At 70.2% G+C, this 24,552-nt stretch carries 18 protein-coding genes; 11 read left to right on the plus strand and 7 right to left on the minus strand.

From position 1 onward, the window contains the following. Positions 1-5: 5 nt before the first annotated feature. The 4 genes from ABZ865_RS13695 to ABZ865_RS13710 all read right to left on the minus strand — a co-directional run bounded on the left by ABZ865_RS13695 (position 6) and on the right by ABZ865_RS13710 (position 3,970). Positions 6-776: a succinate dehydrogenase/fumarate reductase iron-sulfur subunit gene (locus tag ABZ865_RS13695; protein WP_361228677.1), complete on the minus strand. Its 771-nt coding sequence runs from the start codon at positions 774-776 to the stop codon at positions 6-8. Next, complete coding sequence (locus ABZ865_RS13700) at positions 773-2,725, minus strand: fumarate reductase/succinate dehydrogenase flavoprotein subunit (protein ID WP_361228680.1); 1,953 nt, start codon at positions 2,723-2,725, stop codon at positions 773-775. The genes ABZ865_RS13695 and ABZ865_RS13700 overlap by 4 nt, the downstream gene beginning before the upstream one ends. A gap of 23 nt (positions 2,726-2,748) precedes the next feature. Further along, positions 2,749-3,570, minus strand: a complete 822-nt coding sequence (locus tag ABZ865_RS13705) for a hypothetical protein (RefSeq protein WP_361228683.1) — start codon at positions 3,568-3,570, stop codon at positions 2,749-2,751. A 109-nt stretch (positions 3,571-3,679) separates the two neighbouring features. After that, positions 3,680-3,970, minus strand: a complete 291-nt coding sequence (locus ABZ865_RS13710) for a hypothetical protein (protein WP_361228686.1) — start codon at positions 3,968-3,970, stop codon at positions 3,680-3,682. A 290-nt stretch (positions 3,971-4,260) separates the two neighbouring features. Between ABZ865_RS13710 and ABZ865_RS13715 the strand changes: the two genes are divergently transcribed. From ABZ865_RS13715 to ABZ865_RS13765, 11 genes are all read left to right on the plus strand, one after another. Next, positions 4,261-6,486, plus strand: a complete 2,226-nt coding sequence (locus tag ABZ865_RS13715; protein ID WP_361228689.1) for an ABC transporter family substrate-binding protein — start codon at positions 4,261-4,263, stop codon at positions 6,484-6,486. A gap of 141 nt (positions 6,487-6,627) precedes the next feature. Further along, the gene (gene typA, locus ABZ865_RS13720; RefSeq protein ID WP_361228692.1) at positions 6,628-8,535 is read left to right on the plus strand and encodes a translational GTPase TypA; all 1,908 of its coding nucleotides are present in this window, start codon (positions 6,628-6,630) and stop codon (positions 8,533-8,535) included. A 552-nt stretch (positions 8,536-9,087) separates the two neighbouring features. Next, on the plus strand, positions 9,088-10,122 hold the full coding sequence (locus ABZ865_RS13725) for an ABC transporter permease (RefSeq protein WP_361228695.1): 1,035 nt from the start codon (positions 9,088-9,090) through the stop codon (positions 10,120-10,122). A gap of 141 nt (positions 10,123-10,263) precedes the next feature. Further along, a complete protein-coding gene (locus ABZ865_RS13730) occupies positions 10,264-12,072 on the plus strand; it encodes an ABC transporter substrate-binding protein (RefSeq protein ID WP_361228698.1) in 1,809 nt (602 codons plus the stop codon). 91 nt (positions 12,073-12,163) lie between these two features. Next, positions 12,164-13,144: an ABC transporter permease gene (locus tag ABZ865_RS13735; RefSeq protein WP_361228701.1), complete on the plus strand. Its 981-nt coding sequence runs from the start codon at positions 12,164-12,166 to the stop codon at positions 13,142-13,144. A 10-nt stretch (positions 13,145-13,154) separates the two neighbouring features. Then, positions 13,155-14,219: an ABC transporter ATP-binding protein gene (locus ABZ865_RS13740; RefSeq protein ID WP_361228704.1), complete on the plus strand. Its 1,065-nt coding sequence runs from the start codon at positions 13,155-13,157 to the stop codon at positions 14,217-14,219. A 22-nt stretch (positions 14,220-14,241) separates the two neighbouring features. Further along, on the plus strand, positions 14,242-15,381 hold the full coding sequence (locus ABZ865_RS13745; protein WP_361228707.1) for a dipeptide ABC transporter ATP-binding protein: 1,140 nt from the start codon (positions 14,242-14,244) through the stop codon (positions 15,379-15,381). A gap of 138 nt (positions 15,382-15,519) precedes the next feature. After that, positions 15,520-15,660 (plus strand): hypothetical protein, encoded by a 141-nt coding sequence (locus ABZ865_RS13750; RefSeq protein WP_361228710.1) that lies wholly within the window; start codon positions 15,520-15,522, stop codon positions 15,658-15,660. Between the two features lie 63 nt (positions 15,661-15,723). Next, positions 15,724-16,797 (plus strand): HesA/MoeB/ThiF family protein, encoded by a 1,074-nt coding sequence (locus tag ABZ865_RS13755; RefSeq protein ID WP_361228713.1) that lies wholly within the window; start codon positions 15,724-15,726, stop codon positions 16,795-16,797. Continuing rightward, positions 16,785-18,017: a hypothetical protein gene (locus ABZ865_RS13760; protein ID WP_361228716.1), complete on the plus strand. Its 1,233-nt coding sequence runs from the start codon at positions 16,785-16,787 to the stop codon at positions 18,015-18,017. The genes ABZ865_RS13755 and ABZ865_RS13760 overlap by 13 nt, the downstream gene beginning before the upstream one ends. Positions 18,018-18,099: 82 nt before the next feature. After that, a complete protein-coding gene (locus ABZ865_RS13765) occupies positions 18,100-21,558 on the plus strand; it encodes a BTAD domain-containing putative transcriptional regulator (protein WP_361228719.1) in 3,459 nt (1,152 codons plus the stop codon). Between the two features lie 7 nt (positions 21,559-21,565). On the opposite strand, the gene ABZ865_RS13770 is transcribed toward ABZ865_RS13765, so the two are convergent. From ABZ865_RS13770 to ABZ865_RS13780, 3 genes are all read right to left on the minus strand, one after another. Further along, on the minus strand, positions 21,566-22,360 hold the full coding sequence (locus ABZ865_RS13770) for a BTAD domain-containing putative transcriptional regulator (RefSeq protein ID WP_361228722.1): 795 nt from the start codon (positions 22,358-22,360) through the stop codon (positions 21,566-21,568). 142 nt (positions 22,361-22,502) lie between these two features. Further along, positions 22,503-23,252, minus strand: coding sequence for a methyltransferase domain-containing protein (locus tag ABZ865_RS13775; protein ID WP_361228725.1), 750 nt, complete (start codon positions 23,250-23,252; stop codon positions 22,503-22,505). Positions 23,253-23,492: 240 nt separating this feature from the next. Beyond that, positions 23,493-24,536: a dipeptide ABC transporter ATP-binding protein gene (locus ABZ865_RS13780; RefSeq protein ID WP_361228728.1), complete on the minus strand. Its 1,044-nt coding sequence runs from the start codon at positions 24,534-24,536 to the stop codon at positions 23,493-23,495. Positions 24,537-24,552 lie beyond the last annotated feature (16 nt).

The raw sequence follows: 24,552 nt of genomic DNA on the forward strand, positions 1-24,552 counted from the left end.
GACCTCTACGAACTCCGCCTCCTGATCTTCGACCCCAGCCACACCAGCGGGTCGTACTTGCGGTCGACCGCCCGTTCCTTCAAGGGGATCAGGGCGTTGTCCGTGATCTTGATGCTCTCGGGGCAGACCTCCGTGCAGCACTTGGTGATGTTGCAGTAGCCGAGGCCGTGTTCGTCCTGGGCCGTGGTCTTGCGGTCCAGGCCGGTCTCGGCGGCCGCGTCCAGCGGGTGCATGTCCAGCTCGGCGACCCGCATCAGGAAGCGCGGGCCCGCGAACGCCTTCTTGTTCTCCTCGTGGTCGCGCACCACATGGCAGGTGTCCTGGCACAGGAAGCACTCGATGCACTTGCGGAACTCCTGCGAGCGGTCCACGTCCTCCTGCATCATGCGGTACTCGCCGGGGCCGAGGCCGGCCGGCGGCACGAACGCCGGAACCTCCCGCGCCTTCTGGTAGTTGAAGCCGACGTCCGTCACCAGGTCCCGGATCACCGGGAACGCGCGCAGCGGCGTGACCGTGATGGTCTCCGCCCGGTCGAACACCGACATGCGTGTCATGCACATCAGCCGCGGGCGGCCGTTGATCTCCGCCGAGCACGAACCGCACTTGCCCGCCTTGCAGTTCCAGCGCACGGCCAGGTCGGGCGCCTGGGTGGCCTGGAGGCGGTGGATGATGTCCAGGACCACCTCGCCGTCGTTCACCTCGACGGCGTAGTCCGTCAGGCCGCCGCCCTCGACGTCACCCCGCCACACCTTGAAGCGGGCCTCGTAGCTGCTCACTCGTACAGCTCCTCTTCGGCGAGGTACTTGACCAGCTCCTCCTTCTCGAAGAGGGCGAGCAGGTCCGGGCGGATGGGTTCGGTGGTCTCCCGGGCGAGGCGGATCTGGCCCCGGGCCGGGTCGCTCGCCGCGAGTCCCCCGGTGGGGTCGACGAGCGTGCAGAGGAGGTTCACGTTGCGCCAGGCGCGGTCCATCGCCGGATGGTCCTCGCGGGTGTGGCCGCCGCGCGACTCCCCGCGCTCCAGGGCGGCCCGCGCCACGCACTCGCTGACCAGCAGCATGTTCCTGAGGTCGAGCGCGAGGTGCCAGCCCGGGTTGAACTGGCGGTGCCCCTCGACCCCGGTCCGGCGGGCGCGTACCCGCAGCTCGGCCAGCTTCTGCAGGGCCTGCTCCATCTCGCCCTCGCGGCGGATGATGCCGACCAGGTCGTTCATGGTCTGCTGGAGCTCCTGGTGCAGGGTGTACGGGTTCTCCGGCGGGCCCGCCTCGCCCTCCGTCTCGGCGGAGAACGGCCGCAGGGCCTCCGCGGACGCCAGGTTGACCTGGGCGTCGGCGACCTCGGGGCGTTCGGTCACGCCCGCCGCGTACTCCGCCGCGTGCCAGCCCGCCCGGCGCCCGAAGACCAGCAGGTCGGACAGCGAGTTGCCGCCGAGCCGGTTGGAGCCGTGCATGCCGCCCGCGACCTCACCGGCCGCGAACAGCCCCGGCACCCCGCGCGCCGCCGCCGTGTCGGAGTCGACCGCGATGCCGCCCATCACGTAGTGGCAGGTCGGCCCGACCTCCATCGGCTCCGCCGTGATGTCCACGTCCGCCAGCTCCCTGAACTGGTGGTACATGGACGGCAACCGGCGCTTGATCACCTCGGCCGGCATCCGCGTCGACACGTCGAGGAAGACCCCGCCGTGCGGGGAGCCCCGGCCCGCCTTCACCTCGGCGTTGATCGCGCGGGCCACCTCGTCGCGGGGGAGCAGCTCGGGGGGACGCCGGTTGTGGTCGGGGTCCTCGTACCAGCGGTCGCCCTCCTCCTCGGACTCCGCGTACTTCTCCTTGAAGACGTCCGGGATGTAGTCGAACATGAACCGCTTGCCGTCGGAGTTCCGCAGCACCCCGCCGTCGCCGCGCACCGACTCGGTGACCAGGATGCCCTTGACCGACGGCGGCCAGACCATGCCCGTCGGGTGGAACTGCACGAACTCCATGTTCAGCAGCGGCGCGCCCGCGAGCAGGGCGAGGGCGTGCCCGTCGCCGGTGTACTCCCAAGAGTTCGACGTCACCTTGAAGGACTTGCCGATGCCCCCGGTCGCGATCACGACCGCGGGTGCCTCCAGGACGAAGAAACGGCCGGTCTCGCGGTCGTAGGCGAAGACTCCGCTCACACGTGAACCCGCGGCGGAGCCGCTGTCGGGCACGGTCTTCAGGACCCGCGTGACCGTGCACTCCTGGAAGACCTTCAGCCGGGACTCGTAGTCCCCGGTCTCCTTGAAGTCCTCCTGCTGCAGCGCCACGATCTTCTGCTGGAGCGTGCGGATCAGCTCCAGGCCGGTGCGGTCGCCGACGTGCGCGAGGCGCGGGTACTCGTGGCCGCCGAAGTTGCGCTGGGAGATCTTCCCGTCCTTCGTACGGTCGAACAGCGCGCCCCAGGTCTCCAGCTCCCACACCCGGTCCGGGGCCTCCTGCGCGTGCAGCTCGGCCATCCGCCACTGGTTGAGGAACTTGCCGCCGCGCATCGTGTCGCGGAAGTGGACCTGCCAGTTGTCGTGCTCGTTGACGTTGGCCATCGCCGCCGCGATGCCGCCCTCGGCCATCACCGTGTGCGCCTTGCCGAACAGCGACTTGCAGATCACCGCCGTACGGGCGCCCCGCTCGCGCGCCTCGATCGCGGCCCGCAGCCCGGCGCCGCCGGCACCGACCACGACGACGTCCCACTCCTGCCGGTCCACCACGGACATCAGTCAGTTCCTCACTGGGGTCTCTAGAAGAAGCGCGGGTCGTCGAAGACCCCGGACGCGACGAGATAGACGTAGAAGTCGGCGAGCGCCACGCTCAGCAGCGACGCCCACGCCAGCTGCATGTGGCGGGCGTTGAGCCGGCCGACGAACTGCCACGCCTTGTAGCGCACGGGATGCTTGGAGAAGTGCTTGAGCTTGCCGCCGACGATGTGCCGGCACGAGTGGCAGGAGATCGTGTACGCCCAGATCAGCACGATGTTGACCAGGAAGACGAGGGTGCCGAGGCCCATGTGGCCCCAGCGGTAGTGCGTGTCGCGGAAGGACAGCACGGTGTCGTAGGTCAGCACGCCGGCGACCAGGAGCGCCGCGTAGAAGAAGTACCGGTGGATGTTCTGCAGGATCAGCGGGAAGCGGGTCTCGCCGGTGTACTTCGCGTGCGGCTCGGCGACCGCGCAGGCGGGCGGGGACGCCCAGAAGCTGCGGTAGTACGCCTTGCGGTAGTAGTAGCAGGTCAGCCGGAAGCCGAGCGGGAAGATCAGGATGATGATCGCGGGGGAGATCGCCCACCAGCCGCCGAACACGTCGGCGTTCGGGCCCGCGTGCATGGTTTCGCAGTTCTGGGCCAGGCACGGCGAGTAGAACGGCGAGACGTACGGCGCCGCGTAGTAGTCCGCGTTCGCGAAGGCCCGCCATGTCGAGTACACGACGAAGGCGAACAGACCGGCCGCGGTGACGGCGGGCGCCAGCCACCAGCGGTCGGTCCGCAGATGCGGTGCGACGATCGCGGCGCGCGTACCGCTGCGTACGCCGCCGCTGTTCTGTTGGGGTTCCGTACCAGTGGCCAAGGTCAGGACTCCGGTCGGTTCAGGGGTCGGGGGAGCGGGCCGGGCGCCCCCTGGACGCGTGCCGGACGCGCTCGGGGGCGTGCCGGCCGCGCTCAGGGCGCGTGCCCGCTCAGGGGGCGTGCCGGTCGCGGGCGCCCAGACCCTCGTCGTCCGAGTCCGTCCACAGGTTGAAGTCGTACGGGGCGTCGGAGATCGTGACGAGTTCGGGCTTGCGTTCGGCTGCGGGGGTGTTCACCGAGTCCCGCAGCAGCGACACGCTCTCGCGCAGATGGTCGGCGTCCGTCCGGACGCGGCGCATCTCCAGCCCACGGCTGTCGATCTGCTTCTCCAGGCGTCCGAGCGACCGGTTGAGGTCCTCTAGGCAACGCTGGACGGATGTCAGTTCGTCGTGCACGGACATGACGTGACCTCACTTCCGCGGATCCCGGGGACCCTGGGCGGCGACGTTCATGCGCCTTGGAGTGTTGCGCGTCACACCTGGTGCTGTGAAGAGATGTGCATCGATTGGCGCAGGCGCGTCGGTGCATCTCCGGATGTGTGTTGCGCCGCACGGGTGGGCTTACTCGCCGTCGTCGCCGTGTCTCCCGCAGTCGCCGGATCCTTTCCTCTTCAGTGGATGCATAGATCTGATCAGCTCCATATACCCCCAAACGTGATCATAACGCCCGCGGCTTTCCGGAGGTAGCAGAGATGTCCCACGACGGCGTCAGCCCCCGTGCGGTGATGCGTGCGGTCGCCTTCCTCACCGCGGGCGTCCTCGCGGTGCCCCTGCTCGGCGGGTGCGGGTCCGACGAGGAGGCGAGCAAGCCGCTGGCCGCGCAGGACATCGCCCTCGTCGCCCGGGACCAGGTCGCCTCGGGCGGCACGCTGAAGTGGGCCGTGGACGCCGTACCGGAGACCCTGAACGCCTACCAGGCCGACGCCGACGCGGGCACCACCCGGGTCGCCCAGGCCGTGCTGCCCTCGATGTTCCGGCTCGACGCGAACGGGCGTCCGGTGGCCAACCCCGCCTACCTGGAATCCGCCAAGGTCATCGAGACCGAGCCGCGCCAGGTGGTGCTGTACAAGCTGAACCAGCAGGCCGTCTGGAGCGACGGCCGGGAGATCGGCGCCGCCGACTTCGTCGCCCAGTGGCGCGCCCTGTCCGGCAAGGACAGCGCCTACTGGACCGCCCGCAACGCCGGCTACGACCGCATCGAGAAGATCGAGCGCGGCGCCAGCGACCTCCAGGTCCGGGTCACCTTCTCCCGCCCCTACGCCGACTGGAAGTCGCTGTTCTCCCCGCTGTACCCGAAGGACGTCATGGGCTCCCCGGAGGCCTTCAACGACGGCGCTCGGCGCAAGCTGCCCGTGACCGCGGGCCCCTTCATGCTCGACAAGGTCGACACCGCTACCAAGGACGTCGTCCTCACCCGCAACCCGCGCTGGTGGGGCAAGCCCGCCAAGCTCGACCAGATCGTGCTGCACGCCGTGCCCCGCGACCAGCGGGCCGCCTCACTGGCCGACGGGACCGTGGACCTCGCCGAGATCGACGCGTCCGAGGCCGAGCGGATCGGTCTCGCCGGCGGCGCGAAGGGCCCCGGCAGCCCGCTGGTGGGCGGCGGCAGGACCTCCGCCAAGAAGCTGCGCGCCTGGGCGCTCGCGCACGGCTTCGACTCCGACGACGTGCACGCCGGCGAGAAGAAGCTGCGCAAGGCCATCAGCCGGTACCTGGAGCAGCAGGAGGCGCTGCGCACCTTCGACGTGCGCAGGTCGCTGGAGCCCGCCTACACCCAGCTCGCCCTCAACGGCGCCGGCGGCCCCCTCGCCGACGAGCGGGTCCGCCGCGCCGTCGCCCGCGCCCTCGACCGCAAGGAGCTGGCCAAGGTCGTCCTGACCCCGCTGGGCCTGCCCGCCGTTCCGGTCGGCAGCCACCTCGCCCTGTCCGGGCAGGCGGACTACGCCGACAACAGCGACGCCCTGGGCGGCCAGGACACCAAGGAGGCGCAGGCCCTGCTCGCGGACGCCGGCTGGGTCGCCGGAGGGCCGGTCAAGGAGCAGAAGAAGGCCGAGAAGGCCGCCGGACCCGAGGCCACGAAGGACGACGAGGACGCTTCCGAGGGCGGCACGGACGGCGCGTACATCGTCGGCGAGGACGACAAGAACCAGGACGACAGCGCCCGCAAGGGCGAGGACGACAAGGACGACACGGGCGACAAGAAGGACGACAAGAGCGAGCGCCGGGGCCACGGCGGGGAGGGCGGCAAGCGCCTCGCCCAGGACGGCAAGCAGTACTCCGGTCAGGGCGGCGCCCCGGGCGCCTACGCCCCGAAGGGCACCGCCGCCCCCGCCGGCGCGGTCGCCGCGCCGCTCGCCAAGGACGGCCAGGCGCTCGACCTGCGCTTCGTCCTTCCCTCCGGCCCCGGCTCGGAGACCCTGAACACCGTGGCCCAGCGGATCTCCGGGATGCTGGAGAAGGTCGGCATCCGCACGACGATCACCAAGGTCTCGGACGAGAGCTACTTCAAGGACCACATCGCCTCCGGCGACTACGACCTCGCCCTGTACTCCTGGCCGTCCACCGCCTTCCCGGCCACCGACGCCCGGCCGATCTACGCCAAGCCGGTGCCGGCCGCCGACGGCTCGGTGAACGTCGAGCAGAACTACACGCGGGTCGGCACCGACCAGGTCGACCAGCTCTTCGACGAGGCGGCGGCCACACTGGACGAGGACGAGGCGCGGGATCTCATCCGCAAGGCCGACTCGCGGATCTGGGCCGCGGCCGGCTCCATCCCGCTGTACCAGCGGCCGCAGCTGGTCGGCGCCCGGAAGAACCTGGTCAACGCGGGTGCGTTCGGCTTCCAGACGCCGATCTACGAGGACATGGGCTACCTGAAGAAGGGGGCGAAGATCTCGCCGAGCCCGTCCGGCAACTGAGACCCCCGTGGCCCTGAGGAGGCCGACCCCCTCGGGGCCACGTAACATGGGGTGAGGCCGTGGCATGTCAAGCCCGGCAGGGCCCGCGTCACACGGACGTACGCAGAGGGCCTTCCTCACACCCCGGGAGTACGTCGCAATATGGCCACGCGCCACGACATCCGCAACGTCGCCATCGTCGCCCACGTCGACCACGGCAAGACCACCATCGTCGACGGCATGCTGAAGCAGGCCGGCGCGTTCGCCGCCCACCAGCTCGACCAGGTCGACGACCGGGTCATGGACTCGAACGACCTGGAGCGTGAGAAGGGCATCACGATCCTCGCCAAGAACACGGCGGTCAAGTACCACCCGAAGGACGGCGGGGACCCGATCACCATCAACATCATCGACACCCCCGGCCACGCCGACTTCGGCGGCGAGGTCGAGCGCGGTCTGTCGATGGTCGACGGTGTCGTGCTGCTGGTGGACGCCTCCGAGGGCCCGCTGCCGCAGACCCGCTTCGTGCTGCGCAAGGCGCTCCAGCAGCGCCTGCCCGTCATCCTGTGCATCAACAAGACGGACCGCCCGGACTCCCGCATCGACGAGGTCGTCAACGAGACCTACGACCTCTTCCTCGACCTGGACGCCGACGAGGAGCAGATCGAGTTCCCGATCGTCTACGCCTGCGGCCGTGACGGCATCGCCTCGCTGACCAAGCCGGAGAACGGCACGGTCCCCGCCGACAGCGACAGCCTGGAGCCGTTCTTCTCCACGATCCTGGAGCACATCCCGGCCCCCACCTACGAGGAGGAGGCGCCGCTCCAGGCCCACGTCACCAACCTGGACGCCGACAACTTCCTCGGCCGTATCGCGCTGCTGCGCGTGGAGCAGGGCGAGCTGCGCAAGGGCCAGACGGTCGCGTGGATCAAGCGTGACGGCTCCATCAGCAACGTGCGCATCTCCGAGCTGATGATGACCGAGGCGCTCACCCGCAAGCCCGCCGAGGTGGCCGGCCCCGGTGACATCTGCGCGGTGGCCGGTATCCCGGACATCATGATCGGCGAGACCCTGGCCGACCCGGAGAACCCGGTCGCGCTGCCGCTGATCACGGTGGACGAGCCGGCGATCTCCATGGTCATCGGCACGAACACCTCGCCGCTGGTCGGCCGCGGCGGCACCGGCAAGGGCGCCGACGCGAAGTCGGCCGTCAAGGACCGTAAGGTCACCGCCCGCCAGGTGAAGGACCGCCTGGACCGCGAGCTGATCGGTAACGTCTCGCTGCGCGTCCTCGAGACCGAGCGTCCGGACGCCTGGGAGGTCCAGGGCCGTGGTGAGCTGGCGCTCGCCATCCTGGTCGAGACCATGCGCCGGGAGGGCTACGAGCTGACCGTCGGCAAGCCGCAGGTGGTCACCAAGGACGTCGACGGCAAGGTCTACGAGCCGGTCGAGCGCATGACCATCGACGTGCCCGAGGAGCACATGGGCGCGGTCACGCAGCTCATGGGCGTCCGCAAGGGCCGCATGGACAACATGTCCAACCACGGCTCCGGCTGGGTGCGCATGGAGTTCGTGGTCCCGTCGCGCGGTCTGATCGGTTTCCGTACCGAGTTCCTGACCCAGACCCGCGGTACGGGCATCGGCCACTCGATCCACGAGGGCCACGAGCCCTGGTTCGGCGCGCTGCAGACCCGCAACAACGGCTCGCTGGTCGCCGACCGCTCCGGTGCCGTCACCGCGTTCGCGATGACGAACCTTCAGGAGCGCGGCGTGCTCTTCGTGGAGCCGGGCACCGAGGTGTACGAGGGCATGATCGTCGGTGAGAACTCCCGCTCCGACGACATGGACGTCAACATCACCAAGGAGAAGAAGCTCACCAACATGCGGTCCTCGACGGCCGACGTGGCCGAGTCGATCGTGCCGCCGCGCAAGCTGTCGCTGGAGCAGTCGCTGGAGTTCTGCCGTGACGACGAGTGCGTCGAGGTGACCCCGGAGGCCGTTCGCATCCGCAAGGTGAACCTCGACCAGCGTGAGCGCGCCCGCGCCGCCAGCCGCGCCAAGCACGGCTGATTCCGGAGCAGTTGAGCCCGGGTGTCCCCAGGATGGGGGCATCCGGGCTTTTTGCAACCCGTTTTCCGGGCGACCATGTCCGACTTGCGGAGATCGCTGCCCGATAGCCATGTAACAAGTCCGTTTCGCGCACTCTTCGGTCGAACAGTTTGTCCAGATTTTGGAAGATGCGGCCGCGAGCTGTGACTGAATTGAGATCTACGGGCAGTGGTCGGTGGTCGACCCATGGCAGATAGTTAGCCGCGTAGCGCTCGGGTCAATGGGTCTCGCGCTGTGGGGACAGCGCCGACTCACGAGCACCAGGGGGTGTCTGACCCTCCGTCAGGGGTGTCGGAGGGAAGACGGAAACCCTCTCCTGTAGGTGAACACGTGGAGTCATGAGGAGGAACCCCCATGCGCGGTGTCACACGCACCAGGTGGGTCAGGTCGTCGCGTCCAGTGGTGTGATCCGGCCGTAGAACTACGCGCGTCCTCCTGCGGATTCCCGCGGTCTCGCGCGCTCTCAAGCTACCCGGACACCTCCCACACCCATACCTGCGAAACGGACGAACCGTGACAAGTCCTATCGACATCGAGGGCGGCGGGCCGTCGGTGGTCGTCGACGGCGAACCAGAGCCGAAGGCGAAGACCGAGTCCGTCCAGCTCGAAGGCCGGTCTCCCGGCCAGCTGATGTGGATGCGCTTCAAGCGCGACCGCTCCGGAGTGATCTCGGCCTATGTCGTGGCCTTCTTCTTCCTGATCGGGCTGCTCGCGCCGCTGATCTCCAAGCTGTACGGCAAGGACCCCTACACGATCTACGCCGACGAACGCCCCGAGCTCTTCGACAGCGCGGGTGTGCCGGTGCAGCCCAACGGCGGCATCAGCGGCGAGTTCTGGTTCGGGCTCGAACCCGGCAACGGCTACGACGTCTTCACCAAGCTGCTCTACGGTATCCGCACCTCGCTGATGATCTCGCTCGCCGTCACCGTCACGGTCGTCATCACCGGCATCCTGCTCGGCGTCGCGGCCGGCTACCTCGGCGGCAAGGCCGACTTCATCATCGGCCGGATCATCGACTTCCTGCTGGCCTTCCCGGCCCAGCTGTTCTTCATCGCGAGCATGCCGGTCGTCGTCTCACTGTTCGTCAGCCCACGCGACGAGACCCCCACCTACGTCCGCGTGGTCGCCCTCATCCTCGTCCAGTGGTTCCTGGGCTGGATGAGCCTCGCGCGCATCCTGCGCGGCACCTCACTCGCCCTGCGCGAACGGGAGTTCATCGAGGCGGCCCGGGTCAGCGGCGCCTCGCCGTGGCGGATCATCCGCAAGGAGATCCTGCCGAACGTCGTCACCCCGCTGCTCGTGCAGTCGACGTATCTGCTCCCCGCGTTCGTGACGGCCGAGGCGGGCCTGTCCTACCTCGGTGTGGGCATCGTCGAACCGACGCCGGACTGGGGGCAGATGTTCTCCAAGGCGTCCACCGAACTGGTGATGCAGAACGACATCACCTACATGTTCTTCCCCGGCATCTCGATGATCATCTTCATCGTCGCGTTCAACCTGCTCGGGGACTCGGTCAGGGACGCCTTCGATCCCAAGACGGCTCGCTGACCGAGCGGTTCACGCACATCACCGCACAATCACGGCACATCACTGCACATTCACAGCACATCACTGCACTTTCAGCAGAGTTCTTCGCACTGGTGACACAAGAACGCACTGGTGACACACAGATGGGTGGGAATCTTCGTGATGAGTAGGGGCGGACGCCACGTATACGGCGCACTCTCCGTGCTCGCGGCCGGAGCTCTTGTGCTCACCGGTTGCAGCAAGGGCGGCAGCGACAGCGGCGGCGACAACCAGAAGGACAAGGAGAACGCCAAGCGCCAGCAGGCGTCCATCAAGTTCGGTGGCGTGGCGGACTCCACGGGGCCGGCCGCCGAGGTACCCGGCGCCAAGCCCGGCGGCACGATGGAGGTCCTCCAGCGCGACAGCTACGCCCACCTCGACCCGGCGCAGATCTACGTCTCCGACGAGGGCTCCCTCGCGACGCTGCTCCACAGAGGCCTCACCGGCTACAAGGCGACCAGCGACGACGGCTCCAAGCACGAGGTCGTGGGCGACCTCGCCACGGACTCCGGCACCACCACCGACGGCGGCAAGACCTGGAAGTACACGCTGAAGGACGGCATCAAGTTCCAGGACGGTTCCCCGATCACGTCCAAGGACGTCCGGCACACCGTCGAGCGGCTCTTCGCCCCGTTCATCAACCAGGGCCCCACCTACCTCCAGCAGTGGCTGGCCGACACCCCGGGCGCCAAGTACCGCGCGCTCCTCAAGGACGGCCCGTACAAGGGCAAGCACCTGCCCGCCTCCGTCCTGGAGACCCCGGACGACAAAACGATCGTCTTCCACTTCAAGACCGCGCACCCCGACCTGCCCTACGCGCTGGCCATGGCGGGCTACGCGATCGTCTCCGAGAAGGGCGACACCAAGGAGCGCTACGACAAGGCGCCCGTGGTGACCGGCCCGTACAAGATCCAGTCGTTCAAGTCCGGCAAGTCGATGGTGCTGGTCAAGAACACCAACTGGGACCCGAAGACGGACCCGATCCGCCACCAGTACATCGACCAGTTCAACATCACGTTCAACCAGCAGTTCGAGACCTCCACCAAGGCCCTGCTCGCCGACAGCGGCGCGGACCAGACCGGCATCAGCTTCAACAACCAGGTCGACGCGGGCAACCTCTCCAAGGTGCTGCGCGACCCGAAGATGAAGGCCCGCACGGTCTCCGGCTACCAGCCGTACGTGGGTCAGATGAACATCAACATGCACCACCCGGCGCTGCAGGACAAGAACGTCCGCATGGCCATCGCCTACGCCCTGCCGATCACGCCGTTCGTGCGCGCCTTCGGCGGCAACGACGCCATGGAGGTCGCCGGCGGTCTGATCTCCCCGACCGTCTCCGGCTACGACGCCGCCTTCGACCCGTGGGGCAAGAAGAAGAAGCCCGCCGGTGACCCGGCCAAGGCCAAGGAGCTGCTGAAGAAGGCCGGCAAGCTCAACATGAAGCTGACCTTCGGCTACATCAACACCCCCGAGGGCCAGCAGTACTCCACCGCCATGGCGGCGGGCCTGAAGAAGGCCGGCTTCGACGTCCAGCGCCAGGAGATCCCGGCCGAGACCTACTACGACCAGGTCTCCAAGCTGGACAACAACTACGACATCTTCCACACCGCGTGGGGTGCCGACTGGCCGTCCGCCTCGACCGTGATCCCGCCGCTGTACGACGGCCGCGTGATCGCCGACGGCGCGCAGAACTACTCGCAGATCAACGACCCGAAGATCAACAGCGAGATCGACCGCATCAACCAGATCACCGACCCGGTCAAGTCCGCGGCCGAGTGGGAGAAGCTCGACCAGTACATCGTGAAGGACAGCGTCAACGTCGTCCCGACCGCGTACTACAAGCAGACCCAGATCGCCGGTTCCAAGGTCGGCGGCCTCGTCTATGACGACGTGATCGGCGGCGTCGACCCGCGTCGCCTGTTCATCAAGTAACCGTCCCCGTCCCCCTCCGGTACCCGGCGCGCCCACACCCAGGGCGCGCCGGGTACCCCCGGACCGCCGACGTCAGAGAGCTGCCCCTGCCATGCTGCGCTTCCTCGTCCGCCGGACCCTCGGTGCCGTCGTCATCCTCTTCCTGCTGAGCATCGTCACGTTCATTCTGTTCTTCGGGGTACCCCGGGACCCGGCGCTGCTGATGTGTGGCAAGACCTGCAACCCGGACAGCATCGCCAACATCCACCATGTGCTCGGCCTCGACAAGTCGATCCCCGAGCAGTACGGGATCTTCCTGCACAACCTCGTCATGGGCAGCGACCAGTTCGCCCAGGGCCCCTGCCCCGCCCCCTGCTTCGGGTACTCGTACCACACCAACGAGCAGGTCTGGGGCACGCTGATCGACCGGCTGCCCACCACGGTCTCGCTGACCCTCGGCAGCGCCATCTGCTTCCTGCTCCTCGGCCTCGGCACCGGTCTGCTCGCGGCCTGGCGGCGCGGCACGCTGGCCGACAAGACGGCGACCGCCGTGTCCATGGTCATCGGCTCGATGCAGATCTACTTCCTCGGCCCGCTGGCCCTGGCGATCCTCGTCTACCAGACCCACTGGTTCGACAAGCCCGCGTACAACGACTTCACCAAGGACCCGGCCGCCTGGTTCACCGGGCTGATCATCCCCTGGGTGATCCTCTCCACGATCTTCGCCGCGCAGTACACCCGTATGGCGCGCTCGTCGATGATCGAACAGCTCCAGGAGGAACACGTCCGCACCGCCCGCGCCAAGGGCATGTCCCGGCGGTACGTCTTCTTCCGCTACGCCTGGCGCGGCTCGCTGATCCCCATCGTCACCATCTTCGGCATCGACCTCGGGTCCCTGCTCGGCGGCGCGATCATCACCGAGTACACCTTCAGCCTGCCGGGACTCGGCCAACTGGCCGTGCAGTCCGTCTTCTTCAGCGACCTGCCGCTGCTGCTCGGCGTGATGCTGTTCGCCGCCGCCATGATCCTGCTGTTCAACATCATCGTCGACGCCGCGTACGCCTTCATCGACCCGCGCGTGCGGCTGTCCTAGGAGCACTGTCGTGACCACTCTGACCAAGGAAGCCGAAGCTCCGGTCCCGGCCGGCTCGGGCCCCCTGCTCTCGGTGCGGGACCTGCACGTCAGCTTCAAGACCGAGGACGGCGTCGTACGGGCCGTCGACGGGCTCTCCTTCGACCTGGAACGCGGCAGGACGCTCGGCATCGTGGGGGAGTCGGGCTCCGGCAAGTCCGTCACCAACCTGACCGTCCTCGGCCTGCACAACCCGATGTTCACCACCGTCGAGGGCGAGATCCTGCTGGACGGGAAGGAGTTGACGACCGCCCGGGAGTCCGAGCTGGAGAAGCTGCGCGGCAACAAGGTCGCCATGATCTTCCAGGACCCGCTGACCGCGCTCTCCCCGTACTACACCGTCGGCCGGCAGATCGCCGAGCCGTTCATGAAGCACACCGGCGCCTCCAAGAAGGCGGCCTGGGAGCGCGCGGTGGAGATGCTCGCCAAGGTCGGCATCCCCAACCCCAAGGAACGGGCCAAGGATTACCCGCACCAGTTCTCCGGCGGTATGCGCCAGCGCGCGATGATCGCCATGGCGCTGGTGTGCGACCCCGACCTGCTGATCGCCGACGAGCCGACCACCGCGCTGGACGTGACCGTGCAGGCGCAGATCCTCGACCTGCTCAAGGACCTCCAGCAGGAGTTCGGCTCCGGCATCGTCTTCATCACCCACGACCTCGGCGTGATCGCCGACATGGCCGACGACATCATGGTGATGTACGCGGGCAGCGCGGTGGAGCGGGGCACGGTCGACGAGGTGCTGCGCGCGCCCCAGCACCCGTACACCTGGGGCCTGCTGAACTCGATGCCGCGCCTCGACTCCGACCCGAACGCGCCGCTGGCCCCCATCCCGGGCGCCCCGCCCTCGCTGCTCAACCCGCCGTCGGGCTGCCGCTTCCACCCCCGCTGCACCTTCCAGGACCGCGTCGACGGCGCGGGCCGCTGCGTCAGCGACCGCCCCCTGCTGGCCCCGGACCGGGCCTCCGCCTGCCACCTCACCGCGGAGCAGAAGCGGACCATCTTCATCGAAGAGATCAAGCCCCGGCTGGGCTAGGTCGTCATAGGAGGACACCGTCATGACAGAGGACCTGGTCCTCCCGGCCCCGAGCCGGAAAGCCGCCGCGGCGGACGGGGAACCGCTGCTGCAGGTCTCGGGGCTGACCAAGCACTTCCCGGTCAAGGGCGGCTTCCCGATCCGCCGTACGGTCGGGCATGTCCAGGCGGTCGACGGCATCGACCTGACCGTGCACGTGGGCGAGAGCTTCGGTCTGGTCGGCGAGTCGGGCTGCGGCAAGTCGACCACGGGCCGGCTGATCACCCGGCTGCTGGAGCCGTCGGGCGGCACGATCTCCTACCGCGGCCAGGACATCAGCCACGCCTCGCGCAAGCAGCTGGCGCCGATCCGGTCCGAGATCCAGATGATCTTCCAGGATCCGTACTCCTCGCTGAACCCGAGGCAGACGGTCGGCAAGATCATCTCGGGTCCGATGGAGATCAACGGCATCGACCCGGAGGGGGGCACCGAGAAGCGCGTCCGCGAACTTCTCGAGATCGTCGGCCTGAACCCCGAGCACTACAACCGCTTCCCGCACGAGTTCTCCGGCGGCCAGCGGCAACGCATCGGCGTGGCCCGGGCGTTGGCCCTGGAGCCGAAGCTGATCGTGGCCGACGAGCCGGTCTCCGCCCTGGACGTCTCCATCCAGGCGCAGGTCGTGAACCTGTTGCAGCAGGTGCAGAAGGACCTGGGGATCGCGTTCCTCTTCATCGCCCATGACCTGGCGGTGGTCCGCCACTTCTCGCAGCGCGTGGCGGTGATGTACCTCGGCAAGATCATCGAGGTCGGCGACCGGGAGTCGATCTACACCCGCCCCCGTCACCCCTACACCCACGCCCTGCTGTCCGCCGTCCCCGAGGTGAGCCTCACGGACGACGACGCACCCGCGCGTGAACGCATCCGCCTTGCGGGTGACGTGCCCTCCCCGATCAACCCCCCGTCCGGCTGCCGCTTCCGCACCCGCTGCTGGAAGGCCCAGGACAAGTGCGCCACCGAGGAACCCCCGCTGGTCCAGATCTCCGGCAACCGCACCGACCACCTGACGGCCTGCCACTTCCCGGAGGACCCGACGACCGAGGCCCGCGACGAGGACATCGTGCTGGACCCGGCGTTGGCGGCGCTGGAGGAGTCGGGGGACTCGGGGAATTCGGGGCAGGCATAGCGTCCGCCGCGTCGCGGGAGCGGTGAAAGACCGGTGAAAGACCACGGAAAGCCCCCTGCCCGATGCTGGAACGCAGCGGTGGGCGACCGGTATGGACGGCTGCCCGCCGGGTCCGTTCCATCGGAAGGGGAGAGCACCGTGGAGCACACCATCAACGCCGAATCGTTCGGCGACCAGGGCCTGCACGCCGACACCGAGGTGCCGCAGCAGCCCGAGTTCATCCAGGTCCGCCTCCTGGACAAGATCGAGACGATCCAGAACAAGCAGATCGACAGCTGACACCGGCTGACACCGGCGGCGGGCCTGGCCCGCCGCCGGTGCCGTCTTCCGAAGGAGACGATCGTGAAGCTGCCACGGGTCAAGGCGGAGCACGCCCCGCACCGCTTCGACGACGGGACACTCCGGCTCGGCGGCGGGGTCTACGGGGTCGCGGCGGAGATCGCCGATCCACAGGGCTGGATCTGGGACGCGCTCACCATGCTCGACGGCACCGCACCGCCGGACCGCATCGAGCGCGGACTCGCGGACAAGCACCCCGCGTTGGGAGCCGAAGGCGCCCGTCGGCTGCTCGCCGAACTGCTGGCGACCGGCTACGTCGAGGACGCCTCCGCCGACCCTCCGGACGGCCTCACCGACCGCGAGCGCGAGCGCTACAGCAGGAACCACACCTACTTCCGGTACGTCGACCTCCGCCCCGGCACCGACCCCTGGTCCTCTCAGCTGCGGCTGAAGCGGGCCCGCGTGACGGTGCTGGGCGTGGGCGGCGCGGGCAGTCATGCCGCCTGGTCGCTGGCCGCCGCCGGCGTGGGCGACCTGCACCTGGTGGACCCCGACGTGGTCGAGGAGTCCAACCTGAGCCGGCAGGTGCTGTACACCGAGTCCGATCTCGGCCGCCCCAAGGCGGAGACCGCGGCCCGCCGCCTCGCCGCCGTCAACTCGGCGGGCCGCTACACGCACGAGACCCGCCGCGCCGACACCGAGGCCGACCTCACCGAACTCGCCCGGGACCGGGACGTCTTCGTCCTGTGCGCGGACGAGCCCCGCGGCGACCTCATCCGGAAGATGACGAACCGGGTCTGCGCCGCCCTCGGCGTGCCCTGGGTGTCCGCCGGCTACAGCGGCCCCCTGGCGACCGTCGGCGTGTACGCACCCGGGGGTCCCTGCTTCGAGTGCGTCGGCGCGGGTGAGGAAGCCAAACTCAAGCCCGGTTGGACCCCGCACCTGGGGACCGCCGGCGCGTTGGCCCCCGCCGCGGGGATCTCCGGGCAGTTCATCGCCCACGAGGTGATCTCCCTGCTCACCGGCATCGGCACGACCCCGCCCGGCTTCGTGCGCGGCGTGAACCTGATCGCCCCCGACCAGCACGTCTTCGTCCGCCACCCGGCCCGGCCCGACTGCCGGCTGTGCCGACCGTGACGGCGGCACCGCCGAAGCCGGATCCCATGGTCGTCCTGCACCCGCTGGAGGTGCGCCGGGACCGGGACGAGTGGATCGTCGGGCGGCAGGGCAACGAGCAGGTCGTCGCACTGCCCGAGATCGGACTGGCCGCGCTGCGGCTGCTGACCGAGGGCCGCACGGTGGGGCAGGCCCGGGCCGCACTGCGCCGGGACACCGGCCGTGACCTCGACGTCGGGGCCTTCGCCGAGTCGCTCGCGGCGGCCGGGCTGGTCGCCGCGATCGGGGAGCGCCGGTTCGAGACCGAGCCGGTTCCGGTCTCCTTCCCCCGACTGCGGCAGCGGCACGTCCGCTGGGCTCTGCACCCCGTCCTGCACGCCTTCGTCCTGGCCGTGCCGCTCGCCGGGCTCACGGCCGTCGTACTGCGACGGCGTGGTCTGCCCTCGTGGGACGACCTGGTGTGGGCGCACTACGGCACCGTCAACCTCCTTGTGCAGTCCCTCGTCGCCTGGTGCCTGATCGGCCTGCACGAACTGGCGCACCTGGTGACCGCGCGGGCCGCCGGAGTGGCCGGCCGGGTCCGGCTGGGCACCCGGCTGCAGTTCCTGGTGGCGCAGACCGAGGTCTCCGGGATCTGGCTGAAGGACCGCCGTGCACGGCTCACCGTGTACCTGTCCGGGCTCGCCCTGGACGGCGCCGTCTGGGGCGGTTGTCTCCTCGCCCTGGCGGCGGGCGTCCGCTCGCCCCTGCTGCCCGTCGTGGCGATGACCCTGGTCACCTCGTTCGCCAACCAGTGCCTGGTCTTCATGCGCACCGACCTGTACTTCGTCGTCCAGGACCTCACCGGCTGCCGCAACCTCTACAGCGATGCCGGGGCCTACCTCCGCCACCTCGCGGCCCGCCTCCTGCGACGGCCGAGCCGGGACCCGCTGGCCGCGCTGCGCCCCGGCGAGCGGCGCATGCTGAAGGCGTACGCGACGGGCGCGGTGGCGGGCACGGTCATCTGCGTCTTCGTCGGCCTGCGGCTCCTGCTGGACGTCACCTGGCCCCTGCTGGCCCGCTCGGCCCACCGCCTGGTGACCGACGCGGACCCGCTGCTGCGGCTCGACGCCCTGGTCACGGTCGTGCTCCTGACCGCACTTCAGTCGCTGTGGGCGCGGCTGTGGTGGCGCCGGCACGGAAGGCGGGTACGCGGGGCGGTGCGGACCGTACGGAGGTGGGCGCAGCGGCGTACGGTCTGAGGAGACCGCCGGGGCCCGTGTGCGAACCTCCGCACGTCGGACGGACGTTGCCCGGCCATCGCCCCTGCATTACGTTCTGTGAATGCGCACCCCCCGGCTTTGCTTCCGCCTGCTCGGCCCCCTGGAAGTCGAGATCGACGGGCGACCCGTCGTGCTCACCGGGCGTCAGCGCGCGCTGTGTGCCGCGCTCCTGCTCCACGCGAACCACGTGGTCTCCGTCGACCGGCTGATCGACTGCCTGTGGGACGACCGCCCGCCCGGCGCGGGCGCCGCGCGTGTGCGGGCCCTTGTCGCGGAGGTCCGGCGCGCCCTCGGCCCCGCCGGCCCGAGCCTGCTGACCACGCGCCGACCCGGCTATGTCATGCACGCCCGCCCCGACGAACTCGACCTGCTCGCCTTCGAGAACCTCGTCGAGGACGGCTCGCGCGCAGCCGCCCGCGGTGACTGGGACACCGTACGGCTCCACACCGAGCGGGCCCTCGGCCTGTGGCGGGGCGAGCCGCTGCCCGACCTGCCCGAGGCGGCCGTCCAGGAGGCCGAACGCCGGCGCCTCGGCGAACTTCACCTCGTGGCCCGCGAGAGCGCGGCCGAGGCGGACATCGAGACCGGCCGCCACCGGCAGGCGATCGCCGAACTCCTGCGCCTCACCGCCGCCCACCCGCTGCGCGAACGCCCGCACGCCCTGCTGATGCGCGCCCTGCGACGGGACGGGCGGACCGCCGAGGCCCTGGAGCTGTACGGCGCGCTGCGCCGCCGCATGGTCGACGAACTCGGTGTGGAACCCTCGGACGAGATACGGACCCTGCACCAGCGCCTCCTGGGAGGCGGCACCCGGCCGGCCGTACGGCCTCCCGACCGGCCGCTCCTCACCCCGGCCGCACCCGCGTCCTCGACGGCACCCGCGTCCTCGGCCGCACCCGCGGTCCCGGCCATGCCCGAGCGCCGCGTACCGCGCCAACTCCCGTCCGTGCCCCGCCGTTTCGTCGGCCGCGACGACGAACTGCGGCGCCTGGACTCCTGCCTGCGGACCGCCGAACCACTCGCCCTGATCGTCGGCCCGGCCGGCGTCGGCAAGAGCGCTCTGGCCCTGCACTGGGCCCACCGGGTTGCGGACCGGTTCCCCGACGGGCAGCTCTACCTCGACCTGCGCGGCTTCGACAACGCCGAGCCGATGACCCCCGAGGAGGCGCTGTCGCTGCTGTTGCAGGGGCTGGGCTGCGTCCCGCGCGACATCCCGCTCGGCACGGACGCGCAGACCGCCCTGTACCGGACGCTGCTGGCGGACCGCCGGGTCCTGGTCGTCCTGGACGACGTGGCGGACGCCTCGACCGTACGGCTGCTGCGGCCCGCCTCCGCCGGGTCACTGACCCTCGTGACCAGTCGCGACAAGCTCAGCGGGCTGGTCACCCTGGACGGGGCGTACCGGGTGTCGTGCGACGTCCTCGACAGCGCCGCCGCCCTGGAGCTGATCAGCGCCGCCGTCGGCTCCGAGGCCGTCGCCGCGGATCCGGGGGCCGCCGCCGAACTGATCGAACTCTGCGACCGCCTGCCGCTGGCCCTGTGCGTGGCCGGCTCCTGGATCGGCGACCGGCCCGGCAGCATCCGGGCCTACGTCCGCGACCTCGCCGACCGCGGCCGACTGGCCCGGCTGCACGTCGAGGGCGAGGAGAGCGTCGCCGTACGCGCCGCCCTCGACCTGTCGTACGGCGTCCTTCCGGAGGAAGCCCGGCGGGCCTTCCGCTTCCTGGGCCTGCTGCCCGGCACCGGCCGGTCGCTCGCCGCGGCCGCCGCGGCCGCGCACACCGACGTGGCGCACACGGCCGACCTGCTGCGGCTGGCCCAGCGCGTCCACCTGCTGCGGGACGTCGACCACGGCCGCCCCGCCTGGCACGACCTCGTGCACGAGTACGCCCGCGACCGCACGGCGGCCGAGGACACCGCCGCCGAACGCGCCGCCGCCGTCGAACGCGTTCTCGACCACTATCTGCAGAGCATCGTCAACGCGGCCGCCGCCGCGGGTCTGTACGTCATGCGCAGTCGTCCCGACGCGGTCGACGGCTCCCGGCCACGGGAGTTCCGTACGATCGAGGAGGCGTACGCCTGGTTCGACGCCGCGTGGGACGACATCGCGGCCGCCATCGGTCACGCCGCCGAGCACGGGCCGGCCCGGTTCGTCTGGTGGCTGGTCGACGCGTTGCAGGACCTCTTCCACCACCGTCGGCCGCTCTCCGACTGGATGCGGCTGGCCGTCCTCGCCCGCGAGGCCGCCGACCGCGCCGGGGACCGGCCCGGTCAGGTCGCGATGCGCATGTCCGTGGGCCACGCCCGCTGGCGCAACGGAGACCTGCGCGGCGCCCTGGCCGAGTACGAGCAGGCGGAGGAGCTGGCGCGGCGCGCCGACCTGGCGTACGGCGAGGCCGTCGCCCTCCAGGGCAAGGGCGTCACCCTGAAACTGCTGGGCGAACCGCTGCGCGCCCTGCCCTGTTACCGGCGCGCGCTCGCCCTCTACCGTGCGCTCGGCAACGTCAAGAACGAGGAGATCATGCTGATCAACACCGCCTCGCTGAACCTGGCCCTGGGCCGGATCGGCGCGGCCGAGGAGGCGGCGACCGCGGCGCTGGCCCTGATCGGCGAGGCCGCGCACCACAACCGTGCGATGGCCCTGGTCAACCTCGCCCTGGTCCGCCAGAAGCAGGCCAGGTTCGCCGAGGCGGAGGCCGCGCTGCGCACCTGCTTCCTCGTCTCCCGCGACTCCGGCTCCACCTACGCCGAGGCGGTGGCCCTGGAAACACTTGGCCGGGTGCGGGCCGACGCGGGCCGGGACGAGCACGCACTGCTCGCCTATGAGGACGCACTGGCCGTCTCCCTGCGGGTGGAGAACCGCAACTGCCAGGTCGACTCGCTGGTGGGTCTGGCGTCCGTCAAGCTGCGGGCCGGGCGGGCGGGTGAGGCGACCGGCCATCTGGACGCCGCCTTCGAGATCGCCGAACGCACCGGTCACCGCGCGGGCCTGGTCGAGATCCTGCTGGAACGCGCCGTCGTCGCCCGCGCGGCCGGCCGGCCCGCCGACGCGCTGGAGCACCTGGAGCGCTCTGAGCGTCTGGCCGCCGACGGCAATCCGCTCACCCTGCCCCGCGTTCACGTCGCCGCGGCGGTGACCCGGCTGGAGAGCGGAGACCCGGCCGGAGCCCTGGACGCGGCGACCCGGGCGGTCGGTCTGGCCCGGGACTCCGGTCAGCGCCTGGTCCACGCCCGCGCCGCCCTGGCCCTGGCCGCCGTACACGAGGCGTACGGCCAGGCGGAGTCGGCCGCGGCAGCCCGGGCCGAGGCCGCGGCCCTGTTCGACGCGACCGGCACCCCACTCCTCGCCCGCGCGGCCCTGCCCGGCCCGTCCCACGGCCCCGGACGGCACCTGCCCCCGGCCCGGCACCGGCACCGCGAGCTGCCCCAGGACGCGGAATCCCGGCTCGGCCTGTATCTGACCGAGCACTTCACCGAGTTCGCCGATGGCAGCGACGACAGCGACGACAGCGACGGCTGAGGCCGGTTCAGCACGGGCTCGCCGCCCAGGTTGTGGCGCCGGCGGGCATCAGGCCGGGGTCCCCGGCCAGGATCCGCTCGTGCAGGGCGCGCAGTTCGGCGCCCGGCTCGCATCCCAGCTGCTCGGTCATCCGCAGGCGCAGCAGCTGGAAGCAGTCCAGCGCGTCCGCCTGCCGGCCGACGCGGTACAGGGTGAGCATCAGCAGGCCGGCGACCTTCTCGTCGAAGGGATGCATCTGGGACAGCCAGTTCAGCTGCGGCAGGCACTCGTCGTGCCGCCCGGACCGCAGAAGCAGCTCGGTGCTGCCGACCAGCGCCTCCCGGTGCTCGCGCCGCAGCGTCACCCGCGCGGATTCCGCCCATGCCGTACGCACGTCGGACAGCGGCTCGCCGCGCCACAGCTCCAGGGCCTGCTGGTACAGATCGAGGGCGAGTTCCGTCCGCCCGTCGCGTCCGACCCGCTGGGCCTGACGTACCAGAGCACGGAACCGCGTGCTGTCGACGCTCTGTTCGTCGACGGCGAGGACGTATCCGCCTCGTCGGCGGGACAGTTCGAAGGACTTGCCCTCCCGGCCGGCGCCGCCGAGCGCCTTGCGCAGCCGGGTGGCCTGGATGTACAAGGCATCGCGCGGATGCTGGGGCCGCCGCTCGGGCCACACTCGCTCCGACAGGACCTCGTCGGACACGAAGGTGCCGGGGGTCCAGGCCAGCGCGGCCAGCAGGAGTTTCGTGCCGTGCGGGAGCGGCACCCTGTCGCCGGAACGGGCGCGTGCCTCCACGCAGCCCAGCAACTGTATGTCCATGGCGTACCCCCGTATCCGGAACAACTGGGTTCACCACTGTGCACGCCGGCTGTTCGGCCGCCGCACGGATCCCGCATGGCCAGTACCTCAGCGGAACCCGCGTGGCCGGAACGTCAGCGGCACCCGGCTGCTCCGGGGCCGGTCATCGAAGGCCCGCCGCCGGGCGCGCCACCGTGATGATCTCCGGACAGCCGGGGGTCACCGGCCCCCGTCCCCAGTCCCCGTACTGCTCCACGACGGTGAGCCCGGACTCCGTCAGAAACCCTTCCAACGCTTCCTTGTCCAGGAACCGGAGGACGCTGTGGCTGGCCCGGGGGGCCGGCCAGCCGACGCCTTCATAGTTCTCCGTGAACCGGACCCGGCCGCCGGACAGGCCGCCCTCCACCTCGTGCCACACCCGCACCGGCGTTCCGTCGTCGGCGGTGACCTCGTACACCCGCTCCGGGGTCCACCGCTCCCAGGCACGGGCGCCCGGATTCCGTGTCTCGAACACGAACCGCCCGCCGTCCCCGAGGGCCGCGCGGACGGCGCGCAGACAGACCTGGATCTCCTCGTCCGTCACCAGCACCTGGAAGGCGTGCCCGGTCATGACGACGAGGTCGAACTCCCCCTGCCAGAGCCGCGCTCGCGTGTCGCCGAGCACCCACTCGACGTCGGGCCGAGCCCGGCGCGCCTGCACGAGCATGGCGGCGGCCGGATCGAGCCCCATCAGCCGGCCCGAGTGCCCCTCGGCTCTGGCCCGCCGCAACAACTGCCCGGTACCGCACCCGACGTCCAGCACCGAGCCGGCCGCCATCACCAACTCCAGGTAGAAGTCGTCCCCCGGCCCCCATGGATTGAGGCCGTCGTACAGCGCCGCGAGCGAGAGATCGCCGAACGAGTGATCCACCACCGCGGCAGTGTGCCACACGATGTTGAACGACGGGTCAGGATCGGCGCACTTCTTGAGGGGTTCTCAACTCCTCACCATCACCTGCGGGTTGCCGCATTCCTCATTCCTCCCGGAAAGGAGGAAGGCCCGCGTCTGGGGAGACACGGGCCTTCGATCCCCTGGAGCGGACGCTCATGGGCTCGGGTCAATGGGCCGGTGAAAGTCCGTTCCGCAAGGCGGCGGCTGACGGAAAGGGGTGTGTCAGACCGCGGCCTCGGGGTCCTTGGAGAGGCGGGGGGCCGGAATGGTGTCCGCCGTCTCCGGGTAGTGGCAGGCCGTCAGGTGGCCGGGCTTGTTGCCCTCGACCTGGACCAGCGGCGGGGCCTCCGTGGCGCACTTCTCCGTCGCCTTCCAGCAGCGGGTGCGGAAGCGGCAGCCGGAGGGCGGGTTGATCGGGGAGGGCACGTCGCCGGTGAGGCGGATGCGTTCGCGCGGCACCTCGTCCACCGTGGCCTCGGGAACGGCGGAGAGCAGGGCCCGGGTGTAGGGGTGGCGCGGGTTGTCGTACAGGTCCTCGCGGTCGGCGATCTCGACGATCTTGCCGAGGTACATGACCGCCACGCGCTGCGAGAAGTGGCGGACCACCGCGAGGTCGTGGGCGATGAAGACGAACGCGATGCCGAGTTCCTTCTGCACCTTCTGGAGAAGGTTGACGACCTGCGCCTGGATGGAGACGTCCAGCGCGGAGACCGGCTCGTCGGCCACGATCAGCTTCGGCTCCAGGGCGAGCGCCCGGGCGACACCGATGCGCTGGCGCTGGCCGCCGGAGAACTCGTGCGGGAAGCGGTTGAAGTGCTCGGGGTTCAGACCGACGATCTCCAGCAGCTCGCGGACGCGCTTCTCGCGGCCGCCGGCCGGGTTGATGTCGTTGATCTCCATCGGGCCGGAGATGATCTTGCCGACCGTCTGGCGCGGGTTCAGCGAGGCGTAGGGGTCCTGGAAGATCATCTGGATCTCGGACCGGATCGGCGCCAGCTGCCTGCGGCCCGCGTGCGTGATGTCCTGGCCGCGGTAGCTGATCTTGCCGCCGGTCGGCTCCAGCAGCCGGGTGATCAGCCGGCCCGTGGTGGACTTGCCGCAGCCGGACTCGCCGACGAGGCCCAGGCTCTCGCCCTCGGCCACCTGGAAGTCGAGGCCGTCCACGGCCTGGACCGCGCCGACGGTCCGCCGGATCGGGAAGCCGCCCTTGATCGGGAAGTGCTTGGTCAGCCCGGAGACGTCCAGGAGGGGGTTCGTGTTGCTCATGATCGTGAAATCCCGT

Origin of the sequence: Streptomyces sp. NPDC047085 (genome assembly GCF_040643735.1) — a bacterium.
Taxonomy (GTDB): domain Bacteria; phylum Actinomycetota; class Actinomycetes; order Streptomycetales; family Streptomycetaceae; genus Streptomyces.

Coding starts and splice junctions, on each gene's coding strand:
- ABZ865_RS13745 (WP_361228707.1), top strand. CDS start 14,242: ATGACAGAGGACCTGGTCCTCCCGGCCCCGAGCCGGAAAGCCGCCGCG.
- ABZ865_RS13730 (WP_361228698.1), top strand. CDS start 10,264: ATGAGTAGGGGCGGACGCCACGTATACGGCGCACTCTCCGTGCTCGCG.
- typA (WP_361228692.1), top strand. CDS start 6,628: ATGGCCACGCGCCACGACATCCGCAACGTCGCCATCGTCGCCCACGTC.
- ABZ865_RS13715 (WP_361228689.1), top strand. CDS start 4,261: ATGTCCCACGACGGCGTCAGCCCCCGTGCGGTGATGCGTGCGGTCGCC.
- ABZ865_RS13770 (WP_361228722.1), bottom strand. CDS start 22,360: ATGGACATACAGTTGCTGGGCTGCGTGGAGGCACGCGCCCGTTCCGGC.
- ABZ865_RS13735 (WP_361228701.1), top strand. CDS start 12,164: ATGCTGCGCTTCCTCGTCCGCCGGACCCTCGGTGCCGTCGTCATCCTC.
- ABZ865_RS13700 (WP_361228680.1), bottom strand. CDS start 2,725: ATGTCCGTGGTGGACCGGCAGGAGTGGGACGTCGTCGTGGTCGGTGCC.
- ABZ865_RS13710 (WP_361228686.1), bottom strand. CDS start 3,970: ATGTCCGTGCACGACGAACTGACATCCGTCCAGCGTTGCCTAGAGGAC.
- ABZ865_RS13765 (WP_361228719.1), top strand. CDS start 18,100: ATGCGCACCCCCCGGCTTTGCTTCCGCCTGCTCGGCCCCCTGGAAGTC.
- ABZ865_RS13780 (WP_361228728.1), bottom strand. CDS start 24,536: ATGAGCAACACGAACCCCCTCCTGGACGTCTCCGGGCTGACCAAGCAC.